The organism is Tropicibacter naphthalenivorans (assembly GCF_900176475.1).
GTDB classification, from domain to species: Bacteria; Pseudomonadota; Alphaproteobacteria; order Rhodobacterales; family Rhodobacteraceae; genus Tropicibacter; species Tropicibacter naphthalenivorans.
In genome coordinates this window covers 35,632-49,947 of record NZ_FWXX01000012.1, presented here as the reverse complement: position 1 = coordinate 49,947, position 14,316 = coordinate 35,632, and the positions used below count along the sequence as shown (strand labels likewise).

Sequence of the window (14,316 nt, the reverse complement as noted above, 5' to 3'; positions counted from 1 at the left end):
TTTGACCGCCGCGACGCAGCTTGTCGCATTCATTTGGTGAATGCAAACCATCCAGAATTGCAATTTCTGAAATGGTACGGCGCTGCCTATGGTCGCTGGGACGCCGCCCCGCGCTTGTTCCCTGCGCAGGCGGCCCAAAGATCCAGGAGGAGGACCGCAGTATGAGAATTATCGGGCCGGATGAGTTGATTTTCGGGGTCGACAACGTCGACGCCAGCCGCACGTTCCTGACAGATTATGGGCTTGCCGATGTGGGCGATGGCACCTTTGAGGCGCTTGATGGGACCGCGGTCACCATTCGGGCGCGCGACGATGCCAGCCTGCCGCCCGCTCTGGAAACCGGCTCTATGCTGCGCCGCACCGTCTGGGGGGTCGAGGATCAGGCCTCGCTCGATGCCATCGAGGCCGAACTGTCCAAAGACCGCGAGGTTGTCAAAGCGAACGGCCAGCTGCTGTGCAAGGACGACGCGGGCTTTGAGATCGGCTTTCAGCTGACCCGCCGCCGCGCGCTGGACCTGCCCGCCGAGCTGATCAACTCGCCGGGGGCCAAGCCGGGGCGCGCGATGAACGAAGTCGGTGTGGATCAGGACGCCGAGGCCAAGCCGCGCACCCTGTCGCATATCGTCTATTTCGTCCCGGACATGGACGCGATGGCGAACTTTTACATTGACCGGCTCAAGTTCGTGGTCACCGACAAGTTCACCAACACCGGCCCGTTCCTGCGCCCGCAGGCCAACAACGACCACCACGTCTTGTTCATGATCCAGACGTCGCCCTACATGCAGGGTCTGGAACACCTCGCGTTCCACATGCAGGGCCCGACCGAGCTGATGCTGGCCGGCTCGCGCATGGTCCAAAAGGGCTATGAGAGCTTTTGGGGGCCGGGGCGGCACAAGTTCGGCTCGAACTGGTTTTGGTACTTCAACTCGCCGCTGGGCACGCATGTGGAATACGACGCCGACATGGACCACCACGACGGCGATTGGATTCACCGCGAAGGGCCGATGGGCCCGGAACAGGCGCAGGTCTTTTTGTTCGAGCACGTCGAGAAATGGGCCCCCGGTGGGCCTCCTCCGGGCAAGGGGGGCGGCAAGCCCGCGTGAGGAACGCCATGAGCTGGGAACCGCGCGAGCTGACAGAGCCGCTGTGCCGGGTCGAAGACCTGCCCGACGCGCGCTCTGTCGGGTTCGATCCCTTGGGCGAAGGGCGCGACACCATGTTCGTGGTGCGCAAGGGGGCGCAGGTCCATGCGTGGCGGAACCTCTGCCCGCATTACGACCGCGCCCGCATGGCGTGGAAGAAAAACGAATTCCTCAACGGCGATCACAGCCGCATCATGTGCGCCGCGCACGGTGCGCTGTTCCGGATCGAGGACGGCGTCTGCGAAATCGGCCCCTGCATTGGCGCGCGGCTGACCCCGGTGCCGGTCGACATCCGGGGCGGGGCGCTGTGGATCGTCGGCCCTTATGCGCCGGGGTTTCGGCGTTAAAGCGCGCCCCGGTTTTCAAAAGGCCGCCGGGGAGCGCTGGGGCCGCAGGCTTAGACCAGCCGGATTTGCGTGCCCCAATCGTCCTCGAACGCCTGCGCAAGGCCGCCGCTTTGCGCGCGGCGCAGTTCGACGAAACCCAGGCCGGTTTGCTGTTGCGACCTGCGCCCGGCGCCGGGGCTGATCCAGTGGTTCACCGCGAAATGGTGATGATAGCCGCCCGTCGACAAAAAGACCGCGTCGGGCCGGGAGCTGACCGCGTCAAAGCCGATCTCGTCCTGCCACCAGCGCGCGGCGCGCGGGGCATCGCCAACCTTCAGGTGCACATGGCCCACCGTCGTGCCGACCGGCGCGCCTTGCCAGTTCGGCGGCAGCAGGCCCAGCTGCCCCATGATCCCGTCCACGTCGAGCTGAAACGTCCCCATCTGCACTTCGCCATCGACCCAAGCCCAGTCCTCTTGCGGGCGGTCCACATAGATCTCGACACCGTTGCCTTCGGGATCGGTCAGGTAGATCGCCGCGCTCACGCGGTGATCGGCGGTGCGGGTCACGGGCAGTTGCCGGTCGAGGGCCATGGCGATCCAATGCGCCAGATCACGCCGCGTCGGCAACAAAAAGGCGGTGTGAAACAGGCCCGCCTCTTGTGCGGGCGCAAGGCCCAGACCCTCGACCTGTGTCAGCGCCAAGAGCGGGCTCTCGCCAGCGCCCAGCCAGATCGTCGCCCCATCCCGGCGCAACTCGCGCAGGCCCACGGCCTTGGCGTACCAGCGCGCGAGGCTTTCGGCGTCGCGGGTGCGCAGGCCGACGGTCCCCACATGGATCGGGGCCGCCATCGGCAGGCTGTTCGCGGCGCGAGCAGTGTGGGGCAGGGTGGTGCAAAGCGCTGCGGCGCTGGCGGATTTCAGGATGTCTCGACGCTTCACTGTGGGCTCTCTTTGTGGCTTCAGGCGGCGCCATCTGCGTGCAGACCGTGACCGGCTTGGGCGGCGGAATGGTCCACCGTTATGCGCTTGGGCCAAGGGCGGTTTGCCCGAACTTGGGGTTCGGATCATCGGGTTGGTTTGAATATGCAGGGCTTGCCCCGAAATATAAATGGCGCGCGCGCCCGGCGCGGATCAGGCATCGAAAGCGATCCTTCCCGCCTCGGCGTGCCGGTGACCGCATCCGCCCTGTTCTAAGGCGTTTTGACACCTTCGTAACTGCTGTGCGGAACGACCAAGGCCAAAGGTGTAGAAAGTCTTAATGAGAGCATTAAAAATCCGTGATACCATTAGGATAAATTATCCATAGAGTGGATGCAATTCAGGTGGTCCTGCCCGGGGCCCACCTGTGTGGGGGGAGACATTCAAACATGAAACGCAGCGGCGCCCCAAGTGGCTTCGCGCGCTGATCTGACCCGCTCCCTCGCACGTTTTTGAATGCAACGCAGTCCCTTGGGGCTGCTTGGCCTATTGGGCAAAGGCCGTATCGCGGGGCCGCTTGCAGCGCAGGTGGCCGGACAGTTTCAGCAAAGGATGCCGATCCAATATGTCGGGAAAAACCTACCCCAAACCCCAATCCCCGCAAGAATACCTGATCCAAGGGTGTGACCGGCCTTGGGAAGTGGAAATCGCGCCGTTTCGGGTGTCGCCGAATGTCTACTACGTGGGCAACAACTGGGTGGGCGGCACCTGATCCGCACCGACGAAGGCTTGATCCTGATCGACACCACCATGCACGCGCAGATCTATCTGCTGCTCGAAAGCATCCGCCAGCTGGGGTTCGATCCGCGCGACATCAAGAAAATCCTCGTGACCCACGGGCATTATGACCACCACGGCGGCGTGCGGCCCATCGCCGAATACACCGGCGCGCAGGTCTACTTCCCCAAGGAAGACGAATACATGCTCACCGAGCAGCCGGAATTGCAGTTCACGCTGGGCTATGCCTGCGGGGACTTCGACATCGACGAGTACTATGCCGACAACAAGCCGATCACCTTGGGTGATGTGACGGTGCACACGGTGCACTCGCCCGGGCACACCGCCGGGACCACCTCGATGTTCATCGAAGACCGTGACGCGGACGGTAAGACCTATGTGGTCGGGCTGCACGGCGGGGGCGGTCTGGGCAGCGTCACCGACACCTACTTTGAGGAATACAAGCAGCCCAAGTCGTTGCAGGATGATTACCTCGCCTCGCTGCAAAAGCTGCGCAGCCGCAAGGTGGACATCGCCGTCGCGCTGCACCCGGGCCATCTGGGGATGTTCGAAAAGATCGGTGAGGATCGGCTGGACTACACGCCCTTTGTCGATCCGACCGCGTGGGAGGCGTTCATCGATCACCGGATCAAGCTGTTCCAAGACATGAAGGCGGCGTCGTAAAAAGCGCGCCGCCACTTCGCAAAAGACGCCTTGCTGCATTGGCACGTCCCATGCAGCGGGCAAACGACATCAGGGGAGGAGACCCATTATAGCCGTAAAATACCGCAAGCTGTTCGGGGCGCTGTTGACGGCCACCGTCATGGCCTTTGGCGCTGGGGCGCAGGCCGATGGCGGCACCTTGACCGTTGGCTACGACAGCCAGCCCAACTCGCTCGACGCGCAGATGTCCACCACGCTGTATACGCGTGAGCTAAGCCGGACCTTCTACGAGACGCTGGTGACGCTGAACGGCGATTACCAGCCCGTACCCTTCCTGGCCGAAAGCATCGAGACCAGCGACGACCGCAAGACCTTTACCTTTGTGCTGCGCAAGGGCGTGATGTTCCACGACGGCACCGAGATGACCGCCGAGGATGTGGTCGCCTCCATGACCCGCTGAACAGAGGTCAACTCGCGCGGGCGACGGTTCTTTGCGGGCAACACCTTTGAGGCGGTGGACGACTACACCGTCACGCTGACCATGCCAGAGGCCAAGGTCGACACGCTGCACGTGCTGGCGTCCTGGAACACTGCCGTGATCATGCCCAAGTCGGTGGTCGATGCGGCGGACGAAAAGGGCGTCAAGGACTACGTCGGCACCGGCCCCTTCAAGTTCGTCGAGTGGAAGCAGGACCAATACGTCCACATCGCCAAGAACGACGCCTATCAGCCGATGGGCACCCCCGCGTCGGGCTTTGCCGGCCAGAAAGAGGCGCAGGTCGACGAGATCTTCTTTAACTTCATCAAGGACACCTCGACCCGCGCGGCGGGGCTGCAAAGCGGTCAGTATGACATCGCCATGCGCCTGTCGCTGGACGATTTCGACCGGTTCGACAGCGACCCGCGCATGGGCATCGCCAAAAGCTACCTTGGCTTCTTGATGATGAACTACAACAAGCAGACCGGTCCCTTTGCCGACGTCAAAATGCGCCAGGCGGTGAACGCGGGTCTGAACCACGAAGAAATCCTGCTGGGCGCCTATGCGAACCCGGAATTCTTTGAACTGAACTCGTGCTACAACCTGCCTGCGCAGGCGGATTGGTACACCGAGGCCGGATCGCAGTACTACAACCAGAACGATCAGGACAAAGCCAAAGCCATGCTGGCCGAAGCGGGTTATAACGGCGAGGAAATCACCCTGCTCGCGCCCAGCGTGCCGGAATTCCAGAACGCCGCGCTGATCATTCAGGCGCAGCTTCAGCGCTTGGGGATGACTGTCAAGGTCGAGACCTATGACTTTGCCACCTATGCGCAAAAGCGTCTGGAGCCGGGCAACTGGAACATCACCGTGCAGCCGTTCTCGCTGAACCCGATTCCGACGCAATGGATCTTTTTCAACCCCAAATCCTGGGGCTGGACCGACGATGCGGAATTGCTCGGCATGGTTGCGCAGATGCAAAATGGCACCGTCGAAGAAGCCAAGGTGCTGTGGCCCACCGCGCATGAAAAGTCTTGGGAGTACCTGCCGATCACCAAGATTGGCGACACCTACGGCTATTCGGCCTACAACAGCGCCAAGGTTGAGGGATTTTCGACCTTTGACCAAGGCATCTTTTGGAACGTGAGCGTTTCGCAGTAAACGCGCCAGATAATCGGTATGCCGCGAGCGGTATAGACCTGCGGCATACCCGCTTTGGCCGCTTGTCGCCCCCCTCCTGACAGCACGAGACCTTTCCATGAAATCCTATCTGATCAAGCGCCTGCTCTCGGTGGTGCCGGTGCTGTTCATCGTGTCCACCATCGTCTTTCTGATCCTGTACCTGACGCCGGGCGATCCGGCGATCGTGATCCTTGGCGAAGAGGCGTCACAAGAGCAGGTGGACGATCTGCGCGAACAGCTTGGGCTGAACAAGCCAATGGTCGAGCAGTACTTTTACTGGATCGGCAACGCTTTGCGCGGCGATCTGGGCGAGTCTTTTTACATGAACGAAACGGTGATCGAGGCGATCCTGTTCCACCTTGGGCCGACCATCTCGCTGGGGATCCTCGCCGAGCTGATCGCGCTGGTGCTGGCGCTGCCCTTGGGCATCCTTGCGGCGCGGCGCAAGGGCACGGCGACCGACCAATCGGTCATGGCCTTTTCGCTGCTGGGCATGTCGATCCCGAACTTTCTGCTGAGCCTGTTCCTGATCCTGATCTTTTCGGTGACGCTGCGCTGGCTGCCGGTGGCGGGGTATCAACCGCTCAGCGCCGGCCTGTGGGAGCATCTCAAGTTCCTGATCCTGCCCGCCTTTGCGCTGGGAACGGCCCATGCGGCCTTGATCGCGCGGATGACCCGCTCTTCGATGCTGGAGGTGCTGAACGCGGGCTACATCCGCACCGCCCGCGCCAAAGGCGTCAAGGAACGCTGGGTGATCTACAAGCACGCGCTGCGCAACGCCTTTTTGCCGATCCTGACCGTCACGGGGCAAAGCTTTTTGGCGCTGATGGGGGGCACGGCCATCGTCGAGACGATCTTTTCGATCCCCGGCATCGGCCAGCTGATCGTCAACGCCGTGATGCGCCGCGACTATGCCGTCGTCCAAGGCACGGTGCTGTATGTCACCTTTGCCTTCGTCTTTATCAACCTTGCGGTGGACATGCTGTACGGCGTGGTCAATCCGCAGGTCCGTCTGGACCAAAAGAAGTAGGGCGCCCGGATGACCCAGACTGTCTCACAAACCGACCTGCAACAGGTCATAAAAGCGCTCAAGGCTGAACAGAACCGCATTTTCATGCGCCAAGTGCTGGGCAACCGGTCCTTGGTGATTGGCTTTGTGATCATTGCCATTCTGGTGCTGGTGGCGCTGTTTGGCCCGCTGTTCCTGCGCTATGATCCGAGCCAGATGGACGTGATCAACCGGCTCAAGGGGCCGTCGGCGGACCATTGGATGGGCACCGACAACCTTGGCCGCGATGTCCTCAGCCGTGCGATCTATGGCGCGCAGATTTCCATGAGCGTCGGCTTTGCCGTGGCGATCATCGCCAGTGTGCTGGGGCTGATCGTGGGGGTCTATGCCAGCTACTACAAGTGGCTCGACCATGTGCTGATGCGCGTGGCCGATGGCATCATGGCCTTTCCCGGCCTGCTGCTGGCGCAGGCCTTGATGGCGGCGCTGGGGGGGGCGGGTGTCCAACGTGGTGATCGCCGTCAGCATCGTGGCCACGCCCTATATCGCCCGCGTGGTCCGCTCCGAGGCGCTGGCGCTGTAGGAACAGACCTTTGTCGAGGCGACCCGCGCACTGGGGGCGTCGAACACCCGGATCATCTGGGGGCATATCGCGCCCAACACGCTGTCGTCGCTGATCGTGCAGGCCACCTTTATCTTCGCCGAGGCGATCATCATCGAGGCTGCGCTGAGCTTTCTGGGGGCCGGGGTGCCGCCGCCCGCACCCAGCTGGGGCAACATCCTGTCCGACGGCAAGACCTATATCTTCAAGGCGTGGTGGATGACCTTCTTTCCCGGCGTGACCATCGTGCTGGCGATCATCGGTCTGAACCTGTTCGGCGACGGTCTGCGCGACCTGCTCGACCCGCATTCGAGCCGGGGCAAGAAATGAGGGACGAGATTATGGATAGCCAAACCCCGCCCGCCTTGACGGTAATGGACCCCAAGACCCACTTTCGCACCGAACGCGGCCCCGTGACCGCCGTGGACGGCGTGTCGTTTACGCTGGCCAAAGGGGAAATCCTTGGGGTTGTGGGCGAGTCTGGCTGCGGCAAGAGCGCCACGGCCCAGTCGATCCTGCGCCTGTTCGACGAAAGCTACACCACCCACGAAGGGCAGGTCTGGTTCGAGGGCCAGGACCTGTTGTCCCTGCCCGCGGACGAGATGCACAACGTGCGCGGCAACCACATCTCGATGATCTTTCAGGATCCGTTGAGCTCGCTCAACCCGGTGTATACCATCGGCAACCAGATCGCCGAGGCGATCCTGATCCACAAGAATGTCTCGCGGCGCGAGGCCCATGCCCGCGTGCTGGAACTGCTGACCCTGACGGGCATCCCCGCGCCGGAAAAGCGCATCGGCGAGTATCCGCATGAGCTTTCGGGGGGATGCGCCAGCGGGTGATGATCGCCATGGCCTTGGCCTGCGAGTCCAAGGTCTTGATCGCGGACGAGCCGACCACCGCGCTGGACGTGACCATTCAGGCGCAGATCATGGACCTGATGATCGACCTCAACCAAAAGCTGGACATGGGCATTATCCTGATCACCCACGATCTGGGTGTGGTGGCCGAGGTTTGTTCGCGCGTGGTGGTGATGTACCTTGGCAAGATCGTCGAAGAGGCGGCGGTGGCCGACCTGTTTGCCCGGCCCCTGCATCCCTACACCCAAGGGTTGATGCGCTCGATTGCGCTGCTCGATTGTGACCGCACCCAGCCGCTGCATGTGATCGAAGGCACGGTGCCCTCGCTGCACAATGTGCCTGCGGGCTGCCGCTTTGCGCCGCGGTGCCCCATGGCCGACGATCGCTGCCGCGCGCAGATGCCCGCGCTGGAGGAACACGCACCGGGGCAAAAGGCCCGCTGCTGGCACGCCAAGACGTTTATGGGGGGCCAAGATGCCTGACACCGCACAGAACGACCGCCCCTTGCTAGAGGTCAAAGGGCTGAAAAAGTACTTTCCCGTGCGCGGCGCGCTGGGGACCACCGTCCAAGAGGTCAAGGCCGTCAATGATGTCACCTTTACCCTGAAACGGGGCGAAACCTTTGGGATGGTTGGGGAATCCGGCTGCGGGAAAAGCACGCTGGGCCGCACTATCCTGCGCCTGACAGAACCGACAGAGGGGCAGGCGATCTATGACGGCCGGGACGTCTTTGACATGACCGACGCCCAGCTCAAGGCGGCGCGTCAGGACATGCAGATGGTGTTCCAAGACCCGTTTTCCTCGCTCAATCCGCGCAAGCGGATCGGCGCGATCCTCGAAGAGCCGCTGGTCATCCACGGCATCGGAACGGCGCAGGAACGCACGGAAAAGGTGTTGGATATCCTCACGCGCGTGGGGCTTCAGGCGGAGCATTACTACCGCTACCCGCATGAGTTTTCCGGCGGTCAGCGCCAGCGCATCGGCATTGCCCGCGCGTTGATGGTGGACCCGCGCCTGATCGTCTGCGACGAGCCGGTCTCGGCCTTGGATGTGTCGATCCACTCGCAAATCATCAACCTGCTCAAGCAGTTGCAGGCCGAGTTCGGCTTGACCTACCTGTTCATTGCGCATGACATCAGCATCGTGCGCTATATCTCGGACCGGATCGGCGTGATGTATCTGGGGCAGATGGTGGAACAGGCGGCGACCGACGATCTGTTCGCCGCGCCCAAGCATACCCATACCCAAGCGCTGTTGTCGGCGGTGCCCGTGACCCAGCCCGGCGCGCGCAAGGAACGGGTGGTTCTGGGCGGGGAAATCCCGTCGCCGCTGGACCCGCCGTCGGGCTGTGTGTTCCACACGCGCTGTCCCATGGCCACCGAGCTCTGCAAGCAGAAAGCCCCCGCCCGCCGAGAGATCACCGAGGGGCATCACGTGGCCTGTCACCTGTACTGACCCATGCTGCTGACCTTGGACGATTTCGAACCGGCGGCGCGCAAACACCTGCCGCGCCCGCTGTTTGGCTATGTGGCCGGGGCCGCAGAAACCGGCGCGGCGCGGCAGGACAACCGCGATGCGCTGGACGCTTGGCGCCTGATCCCGTCGGTGCTGCGCGGCGTCGAAGGGCGCAGCAGTGCGGCCCGCCTGTTCGGTCAGGACTACGCCGCGCCCTTTGGGATTGCGCCCATGGGGCTGAGCGCGCTTATGGCGCGGGACGGCGATCTGGCCTTGGCGCGGGCGGCGCAGGCGGCGGGGATCCCCTTTGTGCTGAGCGGGTCGTCCCTGACCCCGATGGAGCGCGTGGTCGAGGCCAACCCCGACGCGTGGTTCCAAGCCTACCTGCCCGGCGAGGATGACCGCATTCGCGCGCTGCTGGGCCGGGTGCGCGCCGCCGGGTTCCGCACGCTGGTGCTGACCGCCGATACCGCCGTCTTGGCCAACCGGGAAAACAACCTGCGCGCGGGGTTTTCCACGCCGCTGCGGATCACGCCGCGGCTGCTGTGGGATTTCGCGATCAAGCCGGCTTGGGTCTTTGGCACCTTTGCGCCAACGCTGGCGCGCGGGATGCCGCATTTCGAGAACTCTTTTGCCACGCGCGGTGCGCCGATCATCTCAAAGCAGGCGGCGCGGGATTTCGGGCGCAAGGACCACCTCAACTGGGATCACCTCGCGCTGATGCGCGACCTTTGGCCCGGCAAGCTGGTGCTCAAGGGGGTGATCAACCCGGCGGACGTGGCGCGAGCGCGGGGCTTGGGCTGCGATGGGGTGATCCTGTCGAACCACGGCGGGCGGCAGCTGGATCACGCGATCTCGCCGCTGCGCGTTTTGCCAGAGGCGCGAAAGCAGGCGGCCGAGATGGCCTTGATGATCGACGGGGGCATCCGGCGCGGGACGGATGTGATCAAGGCGCTGGCCTTGGGCGCGGATCTTGTCTGGGTCGGGCGGCCGTTCCTTTATGCCGCGACGCTGGGCGGGCAGGGAATGGTGGAACGCGCCGCCGAGATGCTGCGCAGCGAAGTGCACCGCAATCTCGGCTTGCTGGGGCTGCGGGACCTGTCCGAAGTCGGCCCCGCCATTCTGCACCCGGTTTAAAGCGCGCCCGAGAACATCGGCGCGCCCTTGATGCCCAGATGCTCTGGGAATTCGGCACGCAGGATGCTGCCGCTGTCGCTTTCGGTGATGAACAGCGTGCGCCCGTCCGGCCCGCCAAAGGCGCAGTTGGTTGTCCCAAGGCCGCGCGGGCTGCGCACCGCGGCGATCGGCTGGCCCAGGGCGTTGTGCACCCAGACCAATCCCATGCCCGTCTGACACACCACCACACCCCCGTCCGAGGTCAGCGCCAAGCCATCCGGTCCCGCACGTCCGCCGGTGAACTGGATGAACAGTCCCGCCTTGTTGACGCGCCCCGACGGCGACAGCGGCAAACGCCAGACCGCATTGGCGCGGGTGACCGCTAGGAACAGCACATGTTCCGCCAGATCCAGAACCAAGCCGTTGGGGCTGGGCACCTTGTCGATCAGGCAGGTCAGCGCGCCGGTTTCCATCTGCCATTTCCACACCCGGCCCGACGGATCCTGAAGGCCCGTCTGCCCTTGGTCGGTGAAATACAGCGCGCCGTCGCGGCCAAAATGCAGATCGTTGCAGCCCTTGAAGCTTTCGGTATCCGCATCCCCCAGCGCCTTTTCGACGGTCCCCATGTCCGGGTCCAGCCGCATGATCCCGTTTTGGTAATCGGCCAGATAAATGCGCCCGTCGCGGTGCACCTTCAGCCCGTTGGGCTGGCCGTCATACTCGGCGATCTGGGTGATCTCGCCGCTCGGGTCCACGCGGAAAATCCGGCCAAAGGGGATGTCGACGAAATACAGGTTCCCTTCGAGATCAAAGGACGGCCCTTCGAGGAAACTATCCGCAGGCGCGCCGCGCCGGTTCTTTTCCGCCCAATAGGACGGCTGGCCGGTGCGGCGCAGGGCGCTTGGCAGCTCGGTAAAGACTTCGGCGTCGATGATGACAGGCTCTGGGGCGGGGTAGATGTGGGCCATCAGTAGGTGAACTCCGGCAGGAACAGCGCGATCTGCGGCACCGCGATCAGCAGCAGCATGAAGGATACGATGATGATGAAGAAAGGCAGGGTGCCCATGATCACGTCTTCGATCTTGACCTTATCGGACGAGCTGGCCACCACGAACAGGATCACCCCCAGCGGCGGTGTCAGCTGGCCCAGCTCCACAAGGATGACCACAAAGACGCCGAACCAGATCGGGTCCACGTCCAGCGCCATCAGCGCCGGGAAGATCACCGGGACGATGATCGCGATCATGCCGAGGCCTTCCATAAAGCAGCCAAGAATGGCGAACACGACCATGATGATCAGCAGGAACGTCAAGCGCGAGACATTGGCGTTTTCCAGCAGGCCCACGAGGTCTTCGCCGATGCCGGACAGGGCGGTGGCATAGGCAAAGATCATCGAGGTGAAGACGATGAACAGGATGTTGCCCGACATGGACGCGGTCCGCGACAGCGCGTCTTTCAGCAGCCCAAGCGATAGCTTGCGATAAAGCCCCGCGATCAGGATTGCGCCGACGGTGCCGACCGCGCCCGCCTCTGTGGGGGTCGCAAAGCCGCCGTAGATGCTGCCCAGCACGATCACGATCAGCATCAGGAACGGCACGATGTCCAGCAACGCGCGCCCCAGATCCCCCATCGAGGCGGGGGTTTCGGTCTTGGGGGCGAGGCTGGGGTTCAGCTTTACCCGCACGATGATAAAGCCCATGTAGCACAGCGCCAGCACGATCCCCGGCACCAGACCGGCGGCGAACAGGCGCGCGATCGAGGTCTCGGTGAAGGTGGCGTAGATGATCATGGTGATCGACGGCGGGATCAGGATGCCCAGCGTGCCGCCCGCCGCCAGCGATCCCGCGACCAGACGTTTGTTGTAGCCGCGCGCCGACAGTTCCGGCAGGGCCACGGTGGACATGGCCGCAGCGGTGGGGGCCGAGCCGCCCGAGATCGCCGCAAAGATGCCGCTGCCCGCAATGTTGGTGTGCAACAGGCCGCCCGGCAGCCGCCGCATAAAGGGCGCAACGCCATTGTACAGCCGCGTGGACAAGCCCGAACCCAGCAGGATTTCCGCCATCAAGACGAACAGCGGGATCGCCGCGAGGGTAAAGCTGTTGGCCGCGCCCCAGCTGACAAGGCCAAGCGCCTTGAAGCCGCCAAAGCCCTTGAGCAGCCAGATATAGGTCAGGCCCGCGCCCGCCACGGCAAATTGCACCCACATACCGCCAAGGATCAGCCCGATCAGCAGGCCAAAGGCGAGGATCGCTTCCATCTTATCAGTCCTCGGATTTTCGGAAGGTCAGCAGGATTTGCTCGACCAAAAAGAACGCCAGAACGGTGAACCCGACCGGCAGAATGATTTGCGGAATCCACAAAGGCGTGCGCAGCACCGTCGGCGCGAATTTCCCGCGATTGAAGGACGACAGGGTCAGGTCCTTGGTCTTCCACGCGAGGATCACGCAGATCAGCAGCGCCACCAGCGCAAAGGCGCGGATCAGCCAACGGCGGGTGCCGCCCGGCCAACTGTCCAGCAAGAAGTGGACCTGGAACATCGACGCCGAGCGCAACGCCAGCGCCGCGCCGAAGAACGTCATAAAGACCACGCCGTAGCCGGTCAGCTCTTCGGCAAAGCCCAGCGAGTAGTTGAACGCGCCGCGCAGGAATGCCTCAAGGCAGACCAGCGTGACCAAGGCCACCAGCACCGCGCCGGTGGCAAAGCTGACCGCGCGGGCCACCGCATCAAAGAGGGGGCCGGCAGACACCGGCCCCTTGGTCGCATCAAGCTGCATTTTATTTGCCAATGGCGGCGCGGACAGTGGCCAGCGCGGCTTCGTACTCGGGGCCGTTTTCCTTGGCCCAGGATTCCCAGAACGGTGCCAGCTTGGCCGAGGCATCAGAGGCGTCACCTTCGGCGGCGGAAACCAGCGTCATGCCCGCTTCGGACTGCGCTTTTTTCTGCACCTCTTCGTCTTCAAGGAAGGCGGCGGTGGTTTTCGGGCCTTCTTCGGCGACGATCGCGCGCAGGGTGGCTTTGGTGTCCTCGGACAGCGCGTTGAAGCTGTCGGCGTTGGCGATGATCATCGAGTTGCCGTAGTTCACCGAGAAACGGTAGTTGTAGGGCAGGAACTCGTGCCAGTTCTTGGCGCCGCCTGCCGAGGCCGTCAGCACGCCTTCGATCACGCCGCGTTCCAGCGAGGTCGGCACTTCGGAGCCGGACAGGGTGATCGCCGCGCCGCCGAATTCCTCGATGAAGTGGCCCTGCTCGGGCGAGGTCACGCGGATCTTGTGACCGTCGAGGTCTGCCAGCGAGTTGATTTTAAACGTGGTAAAGATCGTCTGCTCGGGGTAGCGGTAGCCGCCCAGCAGCACCACGCCCTGCTGGGCAAAGGCGTCAACCAGCGTGGGTTCCATGGCGGCATAGGCCTTGGCCCATTCATCGTCGTTCTCGATCAGCATCGGCAGGTTCAGAACCCGCGCCAGCGGCACCGACCCCGAGAAGAAGAAGTCAGCGGCCATGTCGATGATGCCGTCGCCCACGGCCTGCGTGATGTCGGCAGAGGCGATTTGCAGCGTCTTGCCCAGGTGCAGGTCGATTTCTAGATCGCTGTCAGCGGCGACGCGCTCGGCGATGCGGGTCATGCCCTTGACCGCAGAGGTCGTGGACACGGACGAATAGGTGTAGGCGGTCCAGTCATCCGCATGGGCGACAGTGGTGGACGCGGCGATCAGCGCAGCGGCGCCGAGGGTCTTGAGAGTCATGGTTTTCTCCTCCTGAACTCTGGGTAGCTGGCCGGGTTGCCCC

The 14,316-nt window shown here is 63.3% G+C and carries 13 protein-coding genes and 3 pseudogenes; 11 read left to right on the top strand and 5 right to left on the bottom strand.

Annotated elements, in window-relative coordinates:
* The first annotated feature begins 161 nt into the window (after window positions 1-161).
* Together B9A11_RS18590 and B9A11_RS18585 are read left to right on the top strand one after the other, a co-directional pair.
* Window positions 162-1,103, top strand: coding sequence for a VOC family protein (locus B9A11_RS18590; protein WP_058249217.1), 942 nt, complete (start codon window positions 162-164; stop codon window positions 1,101-1,103).
* Between the two features lie 8 nt (window positions 1,104-1,111).
* Complete coding sequence (locus B9A11_RS18585; RefSeq protein WP_058249218.1) at window positions 1,112-1,489, top strand: Rieske (2Fe-2S) protein; 378 nt, start codon at window positions 1,112-1,114, stop codon at window positions 1,487-1,489.
* Between the two features lie 50 nt (window positions 1,490-1,539).
* Here B9A11_RS18585 and B9A11_RS18580 read toward each other — a convergent pair whose 3' ends face one another.
* The gene (locus B9A11_RS18580) at window positions 1,540-2,409 is read right to left on the bottom strand and encodes a VOC family protein (protein WP_058249219.1); all 870 of its coding nucleotides are present in this window, start codon (window positions 2,407-2,409) and stop codon (window positions 1,540-1,542) included.
* Between the two features lie 672 nt (window positions 2,410-3,081).
* Here B9A11_RS18580 and B9A11_RS18575 point away from each other — a divergent pair.
* The 9 genes and pseudogenes from B9A11_RS18575 (at window position 3,082) to B9A11_RS18540 (ending at window position 10,550) form a co-directional block, all read left to right on the top strand.
* Window positions 3,082-3,849: an MBL fold metallo-hydrolase gene (locus B9A11_RS18575; RefSeq protein ID WP_143595932.1), complete on the top strand. Its 768-nt coding sequence runs from the start codon at window positions 3,082-3,084 to the stop codon at window positions 3,847-3,849.
* A 139-nt stretch (window positions 3,850-3,988) separates the two neighbouring features.
* Window positions 3,989-5,467, top strand: a pseudogene (locus B9A11_RS18565) (ABC transporter substrate-binding protein).
* A 97-nt stretch (window positions 5,468-5,564) separates the two neighbouring features.
* Entirely contained in the window at window positions 5,565-6,518 is a 954-nt protein-coding gene (locus B9A11_RS18560; protein WP_058249223.1) for an ABC transporter permease, read from the top strand.
* Window positions 6,519-6,527: 9 nt separating this feature from the next.
* Window positions 6,528-6,683: pseudogene (locus tag B9A11_RS22630) on the top strand (hypothetical protein); the annotation flags it as partial.
* Between the two features lie 427 nt (window positions 6,684-7,110).
* Window positions 7,111-7,428, top strand: a complete 318-nt coding sequence (locus B9A11_RS21940; protein ID WP_200807318.1) for an ABC transporter permease — start codon at window positions 7,111-7,113, stop codon at window positions 7,426-7,428.
* Window positions 7,425-7,939: pseudogene (locus tag B9A11_RS22325) on the top strand (ATP-binding cassette domain-containing protein); the annotation flags it as partial. The gene B9A11_RS21940 and the pseudogene B9A11_RS22325, both read left to right, overlap by 4 nt.
* Window positions 7,940-8,440, top strand: coding sequence for an ABC transporter ATP-binding protein (locus B9A11_RS22320; protein WP_412556304.1), 501 nt, complete (start codon window positions 7,940-7,942; stop codon window positions 8,438-8,440).
* Window positions 8,433-9,413, top strand: coding sequence for an ABC transporter ATP-binding protein (locus B9A11_RS18545; protein WP_058249224.1), 981 nt, complete (start codon window positions 8,433-8,435; stop codon window positions 9,411-9,413). Before B9A11_RS22320 ends, B9A11_RS18545 begins: the two co-directional genes overlap by 8 nt.
* A 3-nt stretch (window positions 9,414-9,416) precedes the next feature.
* The gene (locus tag B9A11_RS18540) at window positions 9,417-10,550 is read left to right on the top strand and encodes an alpha-hydroxy acid oxidase (protein ID WP_058249225.1); all 1,134 of its coding nucleotides are present in this window, start codon (window positions 9,417-9,419) and stop codon (window positions 10,548-10,550) included.
* Here the strand turns inward: B9A11_RS18540 and B9A11_RS18535 are convergent.
* The 4 genes from B9A11_RS18535 to dctP are packed head-to-tail and all read right to left on the bottom strand — an operon-like array spanning window position 10,547 to window position 14,273.
* Window positions 10,547-11,497 carry an SMP-30/gluconolactonase/LRE family protein gene (locus tag B9A11_RS18535; protein WP_058249226.1) on the bottom strand — a complete coding sequence of 317 codons (951 nt, stop codon included), beginning with the start codon at window positions 11,495-11,497 and terminating at the stop codon, window positions 10,547-10,549. The genes B9A11_RS18540 and B9A11_RS18535 overlap by 4 nt on opposite strands.
* Complete coding sequence (locus B9A11_RS18530; RefSeq protein WP_058249227.1) at window positions 11,497-12,786, bottom strand: TRAP transporter large permease; 1,290 nt, start codon at window positions 12,784-12,786, stop codon at window positions 11,497-11,499. Before B9A11_RS18530 ends, B9A11_RS18535 begins: the two co-directional genes overlap by 1 nt.
* Window positions 12,787-12,790: 4 nt before the next feature.
* Window positions 12,791-13,303, bottom strand: a complete 513-nt coding sequence (locus B9A11_RS18525; RefSeq protein WP_058249228.1) for a TRAP transporter small permease — start codon at window positions 13,301-13,303, stop codon at window positions 12,791-12,793.
* Between the two features lies 1 nt (window position 13,304).
* Window positions 13,305-14,273, bottom strand: coding sequence for a TRAP transporter substrate-binding protein DctP (gene dctP / locus B9A11_RS18520; RefSeq protein ID WP_058249229.1), 969 nt, complete (start codon window positions 14,271-14,273; stop codon window positions 13,305-13,307).
* Window positions 14,274-14,316 lie beyond the last annotated feature (43 nt).

Bases quoted from the DNA above. Each gene is read 5' to 3' on its own strand.
- B9A11_RS22320 (WP_412556304.1), top strand. From the start codon at position 7,940: ATGATCGCCATGGCCTTGGCCTGCGAGTCCAAGGTCTTGATCGCGGAC.
- B9A11_RS18545 (WP_058249224.1), top strand. From the start codon at position 8,433: ATGCCTGACACCGCACAGAACGACCGCCCCTTGCTAGAGGTCAAAGGG.
- B9A11_RS18560 (WP_058249223.1), top strand. From the start codon at position 5,565: ATGAAATCCTATCTGATCAAGCGCCTGCTCTCGGTGGTGCCGGTGCTG.
- B9A11_RS18535 (WP_058249226.1), bottom strand. From the start codon at position 11,497: ATGGCCCACATCTACCCCGCCCCAGAGCCTGTCATCATCGACGCCGAA.
- B9A11_RS18585 (WP_058249218.1), top strand. From the start codon at position 1,112: ATGAGCTGGGAACCGCGCGAGCTGACAGAGCCGCTGTGCCGGGTCGAA.
- dctP (WP_058249229.1), bottom strand. From the start codon at position 14,273: ATGACTCTCAAGACCCTCGGCGCCGCTGCGCTGATCGCCGCGTCCACC.
- B9A11_RS18590 (WP_058249217.1), top strand. From the start codon at position 162: ATGAGAATTATCGGGCCGGATGAGTTGATTTTCGGGGTCGACAACGTC.
- B9A11_RS18540 (WP_058249225.1), top strand. From the start codon at position 9,417: ATGCTGCTGACCTTGGACGATTTCGAACCGGCGGCGCGCAAACACCTG.
- B9A11_RS18530 (WP_058249227.1), bottom strand. From the start codon at position 12,786: ATGGAAGCGATCCTCGCCTTTGGCCTGCTGATCGGGCTGATCCTTGGC.
- B9A11_RS18525 (WP_058249228.1), bottom strand. From the start codon at position 13,303: ATGCAGCTTGATGCGACCAAGGGGCCGGTGTCTGCCGGCCCCCTCTTT.